At 39.5% G+C, this 13,903-nt stretch carries 16 protein-coding genes, 3 tRNA genes, 1 pseudogene and 1 CRISPR repeat array; of the genes and pseudogenes, 8 read left to right on the forward strand and 12 right to left on the reverse strand.

Going from position 1 to position 13,903, the window contains the following annotated elements:
• The first annotated feature begins 153 nt into the window (after window positions 1–153).
• Window positions 154–901: direct repeats of the CRISPR family, unit length 28 nt; unit sequence GTTCACTGCCGCATAGGCAGCTTAGAAG.
• Window positions 902–1,005: 104 nt separating this feature from the next.
• The 5 genes from FTV09_RS14705 to FTV09_RS14725 all read right to left on the reverse strand — a co-directional run bounded on the left by FTV09_RS14705 (window position 1,006) and on the right by FTV09_RS14725 (window position 4,034).
• Complete coding sequence (locus FTV09_RS14705) at window positions 1,006–1,752, reverse strand: ATP-binding protein (protein WP_180058745.1); 747 nt, start codon at window positions 1,750–1,752, stop codon at window positions 1,006–1,008.
• 10 nt (window positions 1,753–1,762) lie between these two features.
• The gene (locus FTV09_RS14710) at window positions 1,763–2,311 is read right to left on the reverse strand and encodes a DUF1376 domain-containing protein (protein WP_180058746.1); all 549 of its coding nucleotides are present in this window, start codon (window positions 2,309–2,311) and stop codon (window positions 1,763–1,765) included.
• A gap of 67 nt (window positions 2,312–2,378) precedes the next feature.
• Complete coding sequence (locus FTV09_RS14715; RefSeq protein ID WP_114836484.1) at window positions 2,379–2,627, reverse strand: hypothetical protein; 249 nt, start codon at window positions 2,625–2,627, stop codon at window positions 2,379–2,381.
• Window positions 2,620–3,801: an Arm DNA-binding domain-containing protein gene (locus FTV09_RS14720; RefSeq protein ID WP_039890980.1), complete on the reverse strand. Its 1,182-nt coding sequence runs from the start codon at window positions 3,799–3,801 to the stop codon at window positions 2,620–2,622. The genes FTV09_RS14715 and FTV09_RS14720 overlap by 8 nt, the downstream gene beginning before the upstream one ends.
• 23 nt (window positions 3,802–3,824) lie before the next feature.
• A complete protein-coding gene (locus tag FTV09_RS14725; protein WP_005401915.1) occupies window positions 3,825–4,034 on the reverse strand; it encodes a hypothetical protein in 210 nt (69 codons plus the stop codon).
• Between the two features lie 113 nt (window positions 4,035–4,147).
• Between FTV09_RS14725 and FTV09_RS14730 the strand changes: the two genes are divergently transcribed.
• Complete coding sequence (locus FTV09_RS14730; protein WP_005401914.1) at window positions 4,148–4,375, forward strand: helix-turn-helix transcriptional regulator; 228 nt, start codon at window positions 4,148–4,150, stop codon at window positions 4,373–4,375.
• 476 nt (window positions 4,376–4,851) lie between these two features.
• On the opposite strand, the gene FTV09_RS14735 is transcribed toward FTV09_RS14730, so the two are convergent.
• The 3 genes from FTV09_RS14735 to FTV09_RS14745 all read right to left on the reverse strand — a co-directional run bounded on the left by FTV09_RS14735 (window position 4,852) and on the right by FTV09_RS14745 (window position 5,168).
• Window positions 4,852–4,927, reverse strand: a tRNA-Gly gene (locus FTV09_RS14735).
• 45 nt (window positions 4,928–4,972) lie between these two features.
• Window positions 4,973–5,048: transfer RNA gene (locus FTV09_RS14740), tRNA-Gly, on the reverse strand.
• Between the two features lie 47 nt (window positions 5,049–5,095).
• Window positions 5,096–5,168 (reverse strand) — tRNA-Gly (locus FTV09_RS14745).
• A 236-nt stretch (window positions 5,169–5,404) separates the two neighbouring features.
• On the opposite strand from FTV09_RS14745, the gene FTV09_RS14750 reads away from it, so the two are divergent.
• The 5 genes from FTV09_RS14750 to FTV09_RS14770 all read left to right on the forward strand — a co-directional run bounded on the left by FTV09_RS14750 (window position 5,405) and on the right by FTV09_RS14770 (window position 8,345).
• On the forward strand, window positions 5,405–5,716 hold the full coding sequence (locus FTV09_RS14750; protein ID WP_067765559.1) for a BolA family transcriptional regulator: 312 nt from the start codon (window positions 5,405–5,407) through the stop codon (window positions 5,714–5,716).
• Between the two features lie 8 nt (window positions 5,717–5,724).
• Window positions 5,725–6,117: a SirB2 family protein gene (locus tag FTV09_RS14755; protein ID WP_067765556.1), complete on the forward strand. Its 393-nt coding sequence runs from the start codon at window positions 5,725–5,727 to the stop codon at window positions 6,115–6,117.
• A gap of 72 nt (window positions 6,118–6,189) precedes the next feature.
• On the forward strand, window positions 6,190–7,026 hold the full coding sequence (locus FTV09_RS14760; RefSeq protein ID WP_180058747.1) for a ParA family protein: 837 nt from the start codon (window positions 6,190–6,192) through the stop codon (window positions 7,024–7,026).
• Between the two features lie 13 nt (window positions 7,027–7,039).
• On the forward strand, window positions 7,040–7,444 hold the full coding sequence (locus FTV09_RS14765) for a hypothetical protein (protein WP_067765550.1): 405 nt from the start codon (window positions 7,040–7,042) through the stop codon (window positions 7,442–7,444).
• A gap of 307 nt (window positions 7,445–7,751) precedes the next feature.
• Window positions 7,752–8,345, forward strand: a complete 594-nt coding sequence (locus FTV09_RS14770) for a LysE family translocator (RefSeq protein WP_067765547.1) — start codon at window positions 7,752–7,754, stop codon at window positions 8,343–8,345.
• A gap of 23 nt (window positions 8,346–8,368) precedes the next feature.
• Here FTV09_RS14770 and FTV09_RS14775 read toward each other — a convergent pair whose 3' ends face one another.
• Window positions 8,369–8,995 (reverse strand): DedA family protein, encoded by a 627-nt coding sequence (locus FTV09_RS14775; RefSeq protein WP_180058748.1) that lies wholly within the window; start codon window positions 8,993–8,995, stop codon window positions 8,369–8,371.
• Window positions 8,996–9,189: 194 nt separating this feature from the next.
• Between FTV09_RS14775 and FTV09_RS14780 the strand changes: the two genes are divergently transcribed.
• Window positions 9,190–9,606: a DoxX family protein gene (locus tag FTV09_RS14780; RefSeq protein ID WP_180058749.1), complete on the forward strand. Its 417-nt coding sequence runs from the start codon at window positions 9,190–9,192 to the stop codon at window positions 9,604–9,606.
• 189 nt (window positions 9,607–9,795) lie between these two features.
• Window positions 9,796–11,364 carry a glutamine-hydrolyzing GMP synthase gene (guaA, locus tag FTV09_RS14785; RefSeq protein ID WP_180058750.1) on the forward strand — a complete coding sequence of 523 codons (1,569 nt, stop codon included), beginning with the start codon at window positions 9,796–9,798 and terminating at the stop codon, window positions 11,362–11,364.
• A 191-nt stretch (window positions 11,365–11,555) separates the two neighbouring features.
• Here the strand turns inward: guaA and FTV09_RS14790 are convergent, their stop codons facing one another.
• The 3 genes and pseudogenes from FTV09_RS14790 to FTV09_RS14800 all read right to left on the reverse strand — a co-directional run.
• Entirely contained in the window at window positions 11,556–12,908 is a 1,353-nt protein-coding gene (locus tag FTV09_RS14790; protein ID WP_180058751.1) for a GGDEF domain-containing protein, read from the reverse strand.
• Window positions 12,909–13,037: 129 nt separating this feature from the next.
• A complete protein-coding gene (locus FTV09_RS14795; RefSeq protein ID WP_257222908.1) occupies window positions 13,038–13,724 on the reverse strand; it encodes a GGDEF domain-containing protein in 687 nt (228 codons plus the stop codon).
• A gap of 60 nt (window positions 13,725–13,784) precedes the next feature.
• Window positions 13,785–13,903 (reverse strand): annotated as a pseudogene (locus tag FTV09_RS14800) (IS30 family transposase); the annotation flags it as partial.

The following is a 13,903-nucleotide window of genomic DNA, read 5'->3' on the forward strand; positions in this document are numbered from 1 at the left end:
GTTCAAATGGCTATTCTACGTTTGATTGGTTTTGGAAAAAAAGAAGAATTTAAGAAAGTGCTAGCAATTTTAAGAAAGAAAAAGCCTGATAGGACAAGGATCCTATGAAATTTGTCGTGTACAGAGTAAATTAAATTAATACGAGCATTAATGGTTCACTGCCGCATAGGCAGCTTAGAAGTGTGGAAAGATCGGCATTAGTTTCGCATACCAGTTCACTGCCGCATAGGCAGCTTAGAAGAATTAAAAAACTCCGATATATGGAACGCCTATGTTCACTGCCGCATAGGCAGCTTAGAAGATTTATGCTGCTCAATCATTTGCGCATCCGCAGTTCACTGCCGCATAGGCAGCTTAGAAGATTGGGTGAAGTCGGTGGCTTTGCTTCTGGATGTTCACTGCCGCATAGGCAGCTTAGAAGTTTCAAATGATTCATGCATAACAAGCTCCTTTGTTCACTGCCGCATAGGCAGCTTAGAAGATAAAAAAACCGCCCTTTCGGACGGTCTCTAGGTTCACTGCCGCATAGGCAGCTTAGAAGACCAATAATGCATATTGAGTGGGGTTCTGTTTGTTCACTGCCGCATAGGCAGCTTAGAAGATAGGCGGGCCATGTTGAGAGTGATGTATAAAGTTCACTGCCGCATAGGCAGCTTAGAAGACTAACAGCACCTTCGGGTGCTTTTTTAATGTGTTCACTGCCGCATAGGCAGCTTAGAAGTTGTGACTGAAGTTAAAGCAGTTGCAGAGCAAGTTCACTGCCGCATAGGCAGCTTAGAAGAAGCCTATGTGCATTCACACCCAAACACATCAGTTCACTGCCGCATAGGCAGCTTAGAAGTACCAGCTATTGCTAAGTTTTTAAATGTTGATGTTCACTGCCGCATAGGCAGCTTAGAAGTATTATTTTCAGTTATACTTATGGAAGCGAGATATTCTGTAAGTAATTCTTGTAATAAAAAGCCAATTATCTCGGAAGATAATTGGCTTGAGCAAAGAGTTTGGCTATCCGATTATTCGTCGATCATCCCAATAACACGGTACTACAATCAAATTGTTTTCATGTAATCGTGACCATAATCGGATACCTAAATCCCGCTGCATATTTTGGACTGTGAAATTGGAAATTAGTAGAGTCGACTTCATACTGTCATAACGGCTATATAAAACCTTATGTACCATTTCTAGACGTTTTTCATGCCGGTCATGCAGGCCATATTCATCAATCACTAATAAATCAAAACTGGAGAAATGGTCGATAACTTCCTTCTCAGAACGTGAAGGATCAGACCAGGTATCCATCATTTTTTGAGCAATTTCTGCACTGGTATAGTAGCGTGCAGATTTTGTACTGTTATGCAGAATGTTGCGAATGATTGATGCACTCAGGTGGGTTTTGCCTGTACCCGGTGTACCAATCATCAACATGTTCGGGTTGTGGTCAGAAATAATCTGCTGTGCAAAAGCCTGACATAGTTTGATGGCATTGTCTTGTGCAGTACATGCAACTACATAATTCTTGAAGCCACGATCCAGGTAGCGTTTATTGAGTCCTGAATTTTTAATTTTCTGCTGTAGTAATCGCTGTTGCAGTTCATTCTCATAAGCCGCATGTGAGTGATGGGCGGTTTCTTTGGCACACAATTTACAGAGCCTGTGACCTGCAATTTCTATCATGGGTATATGATGGGCAGGGCAAAGTATTTCCGTTGTTTCTGCGCGAAACTGGAGTGTTTTAAGGATGGTATTCATGGCTGATCTCCTAAATCCATTTTGAATTTTCTAAAAAACTCTCATTTTTTTCTTCAAAATTTGAAGATGAAGATGAAGATGAAGATGAAGATGAAGATGAAGATGAAGGGCATGATTCAAGTATAACTTGAGTAATACTCGAGCTCTTCTCAGGACCTGCTTGAGCATTTACTTTTTGTTGCTTAGTTGATGCTTGAGCATTACTTGCGGATTTCCCCCAACGTGCTTGAGCTGCATTTTTAGCTTTATCAGATTTCATTTGCTGATTTTGCAATGCCTGGCTTTTTAAACTGGTTAAAAAATTTGAATGAATCTGCTCAGATTCGACTTCAAACAATTCAAGGGCCAACAGCGTATTCAATAAAGTTTTAGCTTTGGTATGTTGCGATAATTTTGTGATGCTACATACAGTCGCTAGGTCATGAGGAATGGCACCATTTTTCCAGAAATCCATCATTAACAGCAGTGTTGCACCGATTTGTTCTACAGTCATTCGTGCGAATTTTGCCTGTAAGTCGCCAATATAAAGTGGCATCCAAATTGAAATATCTTTATGCATGGGTTTACCTTTTTATGGGTATAAGGGGCTAAGGTCATCAATTTGATGACCTTGTATATTTATTAGATCAGGGAGCTAGATTTATTAACCGGATACGGGCTTGTTGGGCTAAATCATCGTAATGGGCTTGTCCATCATCTAGCATTCGCTGTAGCCAAAGTCTCAACGCCTGATGGTCATCGAAACATTTGTTAACTTTCAGCAAAAAGGCCAGATTGTGCAGTTTGGGAATTTGTAGCTCATAGATTAATTCACGAGCGACCATATCTGCTTCTGGGCTGACGACCACACCACCAAAGAAAGCCTTACTATTCATGTGCAAGCTCCTCTGTATTGAGTTTTTCTAGCATGGCTTCAAAAGCACTGCCATCGCGACGTGTAACATTGGGGATGTAACGGCTATAGACCCGAAACAGCATTTCAGTGGTTGAATGTCCCAGCTGGCGTGCGATCCACTCCGGGTTCTCGCCTGCCGACAGCCAGAGTGTTGCTGCTGTATGGCGTGTTTGATAAGCACGACGGGGCTTTAGCCCTAAAAAGCGTAACAGGGGATGCCAGACACGCTTGCTTACCAAGCGATAATCGAGAGGCCCACCATCACGATTACAGAAGACAAAACTGGATTTACCATTATTTAAGCTTTTCTGTTGTAGAAAGGCCTGATAAACCCGATCACTCATTTGTATGGTACGGTCAGAACCATAAGTTTTGGTTCCACCAAGTTCCCCATTTACTAACGCTTCTCTGATATGAATTTCACGGCGTGGTAAGTCAATGTTCTTCCATTGAAGGCCATCAATTTCACTAGTACGCATGCCCGTAAAAAAGCGGATGGTGTAATAAGGTTTAAAGTCATCACGTACCGTGGTGATAATTTTATGTACATCCTCCAGAGAAAAAGGTGTGACTTCAATTTTACTTTCTTTCAGATTGTTAATATTTTTATAAGGCGACTCAAACTCGTATCGTTCAGCCGCATCATTCAGTATCATACGTAAAGGCGTCATGATTTGATTAATCCTAGATGCTTTCAGACTTGTTTGATTTTTTCCGTGTGTCACTTTGGCGAGAGAGGCACGGAAGTTCAGCAAGTCTGACTTCTTAATTTTTGTTAAAACAAGATTACCAAAAGCAGGTAACAAGTAATTTTTAATGACAATCGCTACTTTTTGTTGATAAGAACCTCTCCATTCAATTTGTTTCTGTTTAAACCACAAAGCTGTAAAATCTTTGAAAAGTGGCACTTGTGTTTGTACTGCAATTTGTTGACTACGTTTTTCTTTGAAGTCATCAATTTTTTTACTTTTAGGAAAATATTTTTCATATTCAAAAGTACCTAAAGTGATTTCCGCTTCCAGTTGTTCTAGACGCTTCTTTAGTACTCTTCGGTTGTATGCGTTATCTTCAAGGCTCGTTGTTTCTCTGCATCGAATACCCATATAACGGAAGTCAGCAATGAGTCTTCCATTTCGTTCGCGGATGCTAGCCATATTCATAGTTCCTCTATAGTCAATTATTGAAGAGCATCCATGCTTAAACCTGTAAATTTCAGCATTTCCTTTTCGATACGCTCCCAGACAAAGAGAATCTTGCGTCCACCAAAAGGACGAATATAGTGAACACCTTCAATGAAGACGCTATCTTTAAGTTGATTGCGAATAGTACGAGCGTCGTACTGAATTTTTTCAGCCAGCTGTTGGGCTGTAAGATAGGTATATGACATAATAAAAGCCTCTGATTTTTTACTAGTTAAATAGGAAAAATTATCCCTAAAACGTAAATTATCATATTTTTATGTCTTTGCAAGTACTTTTTATTATCTAACTAGGAAATTTTATGATTATTTCAAACTTGGCAGTTTTGTTGGCAGAAAGAAAACTAAAAGTTGCTGATCTGGTTAGAAGCACTGGAATTAATAAATCTACTTTACATAAACTTTATAATGATGAGTCTGTAAGAATTGATTTTGAGACAATTGATAAGATTTGCACAGCACTAGAGGTAGAGGTTGGAGATTTATTGATTTTTAAAAAAAATATTAATAATCAGTCCAGTGAAGAGTAGTTTGGTCACCGATGGTCACTTTGAAATCTTGATTGGTCACAAAGTAGATATGAAATTTGAACGATCGTTAAAATTTATCTAGATAATTTGAATTGATTTATTTAAAACTTAGACGAATATCTAAAAATGAGCTTTTTTAGGTAAAAATTTTGGTCACCGATGGTCACTTTAGAAAAGTGATTGGTCACAAACTTAAGAAATAAGTTCAAATTTTTTTTTGGGGGGGATTCGATTTTTTAGGCCTCGATTTTAAATCTAAACAGTCTAAAATTGTATGTAAGTGAGTAGCGTTTGAGGTCATTTAAAGTGATTTATATACGGTGTGGCACATAATGGTCACATTGTGGGCACTGAATATAGAGCTGGGCAGTAAAATTTATAAGTAGGCTTTAGTAAATAATTCTAATTAGATGAATAAATATCAATTAAATCAACAATAAAAAAACCCCCATCTTTCGATGAGGGCTTTTTGAATTTGGAGCGGGAAAGGAGACTCGAACTCCCGACCCCAACCTTGGCAAGGTTATGCTCTACCAACTGAGCTATTCCCGCGGAGTCTATCCAATTTTTTAAATAAAAAACCGAATGAAAAAATTTTGGAGCGGGAAAGGAGACTCGAACTCCCGACCCCAACCTTGGCAAGGTTATGCTCTACCAACTGAGCTATTCCCGCGGAGTCTATCCAATTTTTTAAATAAAAAACTGAATGAAAAAATTTTGAGCGGGAAAGGAGACTCGAACTCCCGACCCCAACCTTGGCAAGGTTATGCTCTACCAACTGAGCTATTCCCGCATAGCCACGTATAATACATTAAGCATTTTTCAGGTCAATAACTTTATGAAGAATGCTGTATCGTTTGCATAAAATAAAAACAATTTGATTAAAATTAAGCTCATTTTTTGATTTTTCTAATGAAATAAACTTTTTTGGCTGAACCAACTGCGTTTTAAGCTTGTCAAGATATAAGAACACTATCAATAACAGGCTATACTAAAGCCAATATTAGGTATACATGTTGGAGAACCCTTTTGAGTTTGGAACAACAATTAATTGAGCGCTTACAAACGTTAGCGCCAACACATCTTGAAGTGGTGAATGAATCTGCTGGTCATGGTGGCTATTTTCCAGGTAAAGAATCGCATTTCAAAGCCGTCATTGTGAGTGAGGTTTTTGCAGGCTTGCGATTGGTACAGCGCCATCAGAAAGTTTATGCTGCGGCTGGTGATCTATTGAGTCCTGGTAAAATTCACGCGCTTGCCATTCATGCATTTGTTCCAGAAGAGTGGAAAGGTCAAGCAACACCAAGCCCTGAATGTGCGCATGCACCAAAATCATCATAAGGTGCGGCATGGAAACTCAATTACTGATTAAAATCATTCATATGTGCGGCGTTGCATTGGGTTGTTTCGCAATTTTGATTCGTGCATTTACCTTATTTAAAGGGACGCAAGGCAATTTACCTAACCCCGCAGGGCGCAAGTTATTTGTTGCATTGCAACATGGCTCAATGACTTTGATTGCTTTAACAGGTCTTGTTTTACTGTACATGAAGAACTTTGATGTCCAGCCGTGGTTTTATGCCAAAGTGGTATTGTTCTTGGTGTTGTTATCATCATTGTCGAAAGCCTATAAAAAAGATGACAATGCAATGTTAGTACAACGGCGCGCTGGCTTATTTATTGCAGCAGTTGCGCTTATTTCTATTATTACATTGGTTATAATCAAACCAGTTTTTGGATAGTTTAAAAAAGCAGATCCACATGGCCGAACTCATGGCCTGAGTACAAAATTATAAAAGATCAGAGGGTTTTGAATGCGCACACGTGTGGTGTTTAATCAAAAAGGTGGGGTAGGTAAGTCGAGTATTACCGTGAATTTGGCTGCAATCAGTGCACATCAAGGTCTAAAAACTTTGGTCATCGATCTCGATCCACAAGCCAATTCGAGTCAGTATTTACTTGGCGATGATGCGACTTATTCAGCAGATAAACCTGCCTTAGAGCCAAATATCGAAAATTATTTTGATGAAGTATTGGGTTCGCAGCAAAGCAAAGGTTTATTAAGCAATGCTATTGGCTCGATTTTAAAAAATCGTACCAAAGGTCTAGAAAGCTATGTGCATCAATCACCGTTTAAAAATTTAGATGTGATTCCTGCTAGCCCAAATTTGGGTGCGTTGGCACATGCTTTAGAATCTAAACATAAAATTTATAAATTGCGTGATGCCTTGCAACAGTTGAAAGGTCAATATGATCGCGTGTTTATTGATACGCCACCGGCATTTAACTTTTTTACCTTGTCTGCATTAATTGCTGCTGATCGTGTACTGATTCCATTCGATTGTGATGTATTTTCTAAACGTGCATTACAAACCTTGATTGAAAATGTTTTGGAAACTCAAGATGATCATAACGATCATTTAGAAATTGAAGGCATTGTGGTGAATCAGTATCAGGCGCAGGCAAAATTACCACGTGAAGTGGTACAGCAGTTGAAAGATGAGGGTTTACCCGTATTAGAAAGTATGCTGCCGCCATCAGTATTAATGAAAGAATCTCATCATAAAAATCAACCGTTAATCCATTTAGCTGCAGATCATAAATTGACGCAGGCCTATCAATCATTGTTCAATGAAATTGAGCAAAAGTAGTATCGAGAATTTTATGAAAGCGCTTCAATTAGGTTTGCTTGCTGTAACTACTGTGTTGTTGACGGCATGTGCAAGTACGCCAAAACCGGCTTATGTTTCGCCGACGCAATATCAGTCATTGAGCTGCCAACAGCTGCAAAGCGAATATAACCGTATTCATCAATATATTGAAAATGGCGTCGAAACGCCTAAACGTACGGGTGTAGGCGTCGGTGTTGGTCTTGGGGGTGGTTGGGGTAGCCGTGGTGGTTGGGGGATTGGCCCAAGTATTTCGGTCAATATGGGACAATCGTCAAATACCAAACGTACTGAACTTTCACGTGTTTTAGGTGAACAAGAAGCCATTGTGCAAGCTGCAAAATTTAAAGGTTGCCCAATTATTGTGAGAACCAATACGGCCACTGCTGCAAAATCTTAAAGGATCAATTTGCGCGTTTTTGCAATTTGAGCATGAGAAAAGTGTAATAAAATTTGTCAGCTGACCAAAGGTAAGCTGGCTTTTTTTATGCTCAAAGAAAGTCATTAAACTGTCATATTTAAAGAATTATAAGTTATTAAAAAATATTAATTATTCAGCATAAGTTTGTTTTGAAATGAAAAATATTCAAAGCTTTGTTCAGCATTTTCTTTTCTATAAAGATAAATAGATGTGACCTGTGGCGTACTTGTTTTTAAGAATCTATTTCGGCTAAGGTGTGCGCTTTGCAGTATTTGAATAGGTTTATATGATTGAGAGTTGGCTTTTTGTATTGGCGATGATGGCGGTTTTAATGACCCCAGGTCCGTCAAATGCATTACTTGCAAGCTCTGCCCATCAACAGGGAATGGCAAAAACCATCGTGTTGGTTCCAGCGGAATTAATGGGATATTTTTATGCGATTAATATTTGGGCATTGATCATTCATTTATCGGCACCAGTATGGCCGAACCTTATTCATATCTTACATTTTCTCAGTATTGTTTATGTTCTTTGGTTGGCTTTTCATCTATGGAAGTCAGCACATTTACAGCAGCATAATCAAAAACATCCATCGATTCAGCCACGTGAATTGTTTTTGACTTCCCTTAAAAATCCCAAAGCAATTTTATTTGCAGCGGGCATTTTTCCACTCGAAACGTGGAACAGCCCACTGAACTTTGTGATGGTGTTTGCTGTGTTTGCATTGGTTTTACTGCCAGTCGCATTGTTCTGGATGTCATTTGGCCGCGCAATTTTATCGGGTCAAAACCAAAAAATTAAGGCCGACCTTTTGTATAAAGGATCGGCCTTGATGCTCATCTTGTGTATGTTTCCGGTGGTCTTTCGCTTTTTTGCTTAAACTTTAATGCGAAAAAATTAAGCTTATTTCTTTAATTTTGAGCGAATATAACCAATAATTCCCGGTAAGACACTGATAATAATGATGCCAAAAATAAGATGGGTGAAATTGTCTTTTACAATCGGCATGTTGCCAAATAAATAACCAAGGGTAATAAACGAACCTACCCAGCAAATGGCACCGATCATATTAAAGGTAATGAAATATTTATAATTCATGCTACCTGCGCCAGCAACAAAAGGTGCAAAGGTACGTGCAAAAGGTACAAAACGCGCAAAGATAATGGTTTTACCACCATGCTTTTCAAAAAACTTTTGTGTGTTGACTAAATGTTGGCGGTTAATAAAGCGGGAATCAAGTTCAAAGACACGTGGGCCAATATATTTACCAATATGATAGTTCAGCGTATCGCCTAAAACGGCGGCTATAAATAACAAGGCAATGAGTGCCCAAGGGTCCATTGCTCCGGTAGAGGCAGCTAAGGCGCCCGCAGCAAAAAGTAAACTATCGCCCGGTAGAAAAGGCATGACTACAAGGCCAGTTTCGACAAAAATAATCAGGAACAGAATTGCATAAATCCAAACGCCATAATTACGAACAAATTCGAGCAAATGGTCATCAACATGTAATATAAAATCAATCAGTTCCATGAGTCTTTCGTACGTGAAATAGTGCTCAGATGCTATCAGCCTGTGCCTTTAAAGTCAGTATTAAAACGTAAATAATTTGCCGAGACTTCGTTGCATAAATAGAATGATGGGTATTAAAAAACTATATTTAAAGCGAATAGTAAACGACCTAAGCTGTGCACATCTTCTGAACAATATTCAAATTAGGTCTGAACATGTTAAATCCAAATGTAGTGGTAAAAAATTTAAGTCAAAACACACAGTTCAATGCAGTGATGAGTCTCATTGCCCGCGTATTGATGGCATACATTTTTATTGTGGCGGGTTGGGGTAAAGTGACCTCATACCAAGCGACAGCGGGATATATGGAGTCTATGGGGGTGCCTGCTGCCTTGTTGCCGATGACCATTTTGGTTGAATTAGGTGGTGGCTTAGCCTTGTTATTTGGCTTTCAAGCTCGATTTGCAGCATTGGGTTTAGCGGTCTTTAGTTTAATTACTGCATTTCTTTTCCATGGCAGCGCTGAGGATGGTATTAACTTTATGAAAAACTTAGCCATGACAGGTGGTTTATTTTTCTTAATGTTGCACGGTGCTGGCAAATTCAGTCTGGATCATGTGATTGAAAAATAAATTGCGTCATAAAAAAAAGCGGCCAGTGGTCGCTTTTTTGCCTTTTAAAATGCTGATTTTTGAAGCGTACATATATCGTTTTTTTATCCATTGATGCACTATTTTTGACCCTGTCCGAATAGTGTGCGAAAGCCTAAGAAAAATGATAGAATATGGCGCTTATATTCGTTGCCTGCATAGTTGTTTGCCATGACTACCAATACCCAAATTACTGAAGACCGTATCCTTATTTTGGATTTCGGTTCTCAATATAGTCAGCTTATTGCACGTCGTGTACGTGAAGCTGGTGTTTATTCAGAAATGTACGCATTTGATATGTCAGAAGAAGACATTCGTGCATTTAACCCAAACGGGATTATCCTTTCAGGTGGTCCAGAAAGTGTTTATGAAGCGGGTAGTCCACGTGCTCCTGAAGTTGTATTCAACTTAGGCGTGCCAGTACTTGGTATTTGCTATGGTCTACAAACCATGTCAGAACAACTTGGCGGTAAAGTAGAGCCAGGTGATGTACATGAATTTGGTTATGCAGAAGTAGACATTCAAGTTCGTGACAAATTGATTGGCGATCTTGAAGATACAGCAAACCAACTCAAAGTGTGGATGAGCCACGGTGACAAAGTAACTGCGATTCCGGAAGGTTTCCAAGTGACTGCAAGCACGCCAAGCTGCCCATTTGCAATGGTTTCTGATGAAGCACGTCGTTTCTACGGTATCCAGTTCCATCCAGAAGTAACGCATACAGCGAAAGGTGCTGAGTTATTATCTAACTTCGTACACGGTATCTGTGGTTGCCGTAACCTTTGGAACTCTGAAAACATTATCGACTTACGTGTTGAACAATTACGTGAGCAAATTGGTGATCAAAAAGTTCTACTTGGTCTTTCAGGTGGTGTGGATTCATCTGTAGTTGCTGCATTACTTCACCGTGCGATTGGCGACCAATTGACTTGCGTATTCGTAGATAACGGTTTACTTCGTTTGAACGAAGGCGAGCAAGTGATGGACATGTTTGCGAAAAACATGGGTATCCGTGTGATTCGTGCTGATGCTGAAGATCGTTTCTTGACTGCACTTGCAGGTGAAGTTGATCCTGAGAAAAAGCGTAAAATCATCGGTCGTGAGTTCATCGAAGTATTCGCTGAAGAAGCACGTAAGCTTGATGGCGTAAACTTCCTTGCTCAAGGTACGATTTACCCAGACGTAATTGAATCTGCTGCAACCAAAAATGGTAAAGCACACGTGATTAAATCTCACCACAACGTGGGTGGTTTACCAGAAGATTTAGCATTTGAATTGGTTGAGCCAATCCGTGATTTGTTCAAAGATGAAGTACGCCGTTTAGGTACGACTTTAGGTCTTCCTTATGAAATGCTTTACCGTCACCCATTCCCAGGCCCAGGTCTTGGTGTTCGTATTTTGGGTGAAGTGAAAAAAGAATATGCTGATATTCTTCGTCTTGCTGATGACATCTTTATGCAAGAACTTCGCGCAAGCGGTTGGTATGACAAAACTGCGCAAGCATTTGCTGTATTCCAACCTGTTAAATCTGTTGGTGTCGTTGGTGATGGCCGTCGTTATGCATGGGTTATCGCTCTACGTGCAGTTGAAACAGTTGACTTCATGACAGCACGTTTCGCTCACCTTCCATACGATTTAGTCGACAAAATCTCGACACGTATCATGAATGAAATTGCTGAAGTTTCTCGTGTTGTTTATGACGTATCGTCTAAACCACCTGCAACAATTGAATGGGAGTAATTTAGGGATTTCAAGAAGCGAAGCTTCTTGCCTAAATTACGCCAAGAGCTACGCTCGCGGCAGTGAGGGCTTTCAAGAAACAACATTTCTTGCCTAAATTACGCCAAGAGCTACGCTTGAGGCTATTCAGGGTAGCCTGAATATTTCAATAAAAAAGGACGCTTTGGCGTCCTTTTTTATTTCTATAAAGATCATTTATATACAATCGACCACGATAGATCATTTTGATTTTCAAGTTTTGCATCACCACTGGTTTTATGTGTAAACGATTTCCATGCCCTTGTGGTTTTACGTTCAGGCTTCATTGTTGGGTCATAACGTTCAACACGGTTACGTCCATTTTCTTTAGCACGGTAAAGCGCAATATCAGCTTGTTTAATCAATTCAGATAAATTTTGTGTATGTGACTTTAACTGTGATACCCCAATAGAAACCGTAAATTGAATACGGTGATCGGCGCGGTCATGCAAAAACTGATGCTGAATACTTAAGCGAATTCGCTCAGCAATGATCATGGCATCCTGAATTTGTGTTTCCGACAACAATGCAATAAATTCTTCACCACCAAAGCGGGCAAGAACATCTTTATGACGCATTTCTTTACGTGTTGTTTCAGCAATTAATTTTAAGACTTGATCGCCAACATCATGACCATAGCTATCATTTATTTTCTTAAAATGATCGACATCAAACATCAATAAACAGGTGCTGGCTGGGGTCGGCCACTCATGAATACGATGCTCTGCCATTTGTACAAACTGGCGCCGGTTATATAGTTGAGTCAATTCATCGGTATGCGCTAAGTTTTTCAACGTATGCATATTCCAGTCGTCTAATAATGTGCGTAAAAAATGACGACGCGCATTCAAAGTATTATTCCAACTCATGTGAATGCTGATCATCCATACTGGAATAGAGACAACGACAAAGATCAGGGCCTGCTGCCAAGCCAAAAGTTGGGTAACTGCCACATAAACAAAGGTCGTGATGAGTGCAGAGCAATACAGCGCTGGCTTAAACTGAGTTTGTACGCAGACGTTGGCAACCAAGATAAAAATAGCCGCGCCATAAATATAAGAAGTAACAAAAGGACTATTTGAAAAGAGTAGTAGACCAATCCAAATAGCCGTACAACAGACCGTACCCACAGGTAAAATCATGTCTAACATGCGAATGTCTTTTTTATATTTAAATAAATAAAAGCTAACAATGAGCGCGACAATGATCATGGCTACACGCGATAAGCCTGACCAAAACATCATGTCTGGAATAATAAAAATATCGGCAAAAAAATACAGCAGGAAAGTAATCTGGGCAATGTAGTTGACCTGACGTAAGTAGGGCAACTGATGCGCATACTGATGCTTTAGAAAATACGCTCTAAACTGTAAAGGGATACGTGCATAGGGATCAGCAAGTGCGTCTTCAATCACAGCACGATTTGCTAGGTCACATTCCGATAATTTCAGCATATGTGTCTGATTTTTATTTTTTCCCTGCACAGACGAATCAGTCCGGGAACTCATTCGTACATCTACAGACATGATCCTTCTCCAATCATATTGGGCTTAGCCGTAGTATGGATAGGATGGTTAAAAATTGATCTACCTGAAATTGGGTATTTTTAGACTTGTTGATAAAAAACAGAGATTCATAGTGTTACAAATTGTTTATTAAGATGCTGTTTTATAAGTTGATATTGCATTGCGTCCCATGTTTTTTGCTTGATAAAGTGCCTTATCTGCAAGTTGTATGACGTGATGTAAATCGCGATTTTTGGCATTAAACTCTGCGATTCCAATTGATACGGTAAACTTAAGTTCTTGCTGCGTTTCAAGTTTCACACCAGAATTTTCAATTGACTTACGAAGTCTTTCTGCGATTTCTATCGCTTGATGCAGGTTGGTATTGGGTAAAAGAATAATAAATTCTTCACCTCCAAAACGGGCAAGAATATCTTGGCTACGTAACACGTGACGGCAGGTATCAGCAATTTGCTGTAAGACAAAATCACCGACAAAATGCCCAAATTGATCATTAATAGTTTTAAACCGATCTACATCAAAAATAAGCAAGGCGGTAGGGTGCTGTAATTCATTTTGGCTATGAATGTGGTAATTGGCCAATTGCATAAATTGACGGCGGTTATTGAGCCTAGTCAACACATCCGTATGTGCCATGATGTCGAGTGCTTCGCGGTTTAACTGATCTAACTTATTATGTAAAAACACAATGCGTGATTTCTGGGTCGAATTCCAGCTGATATATAAGCTGAACATCAAGACTGGGTTATAAATCAGCGCAAAGATTTGTAGCTGATGTAAGTCTTTAGACACGGCAAAATAGACGCCAATGTACATAATCAAGCTGATCAGCATTGAAATAATGACCGCAGCTTTAAAACGAATTTGAAGGCGGATTCAAGCGGCAAGTGCAACAGTATAAAAACCAGCCATAACTTCACTCGGTGTATACCAACCTAGTGTTTTTCTAGGACGATGGTTGAGTGCAAATTCTATCTGCTCTATTTGTTCGTTTG

The organism is Acinetobacter sp. YH12227, assembly GCF_013417785.1.
Lineage (GTDB): Bacteria > Pseudomonadota > Gammaproteobacteria > Pseudomonadales > Moraxellaceae > Acinetobacter > Acinetobacter gandensis.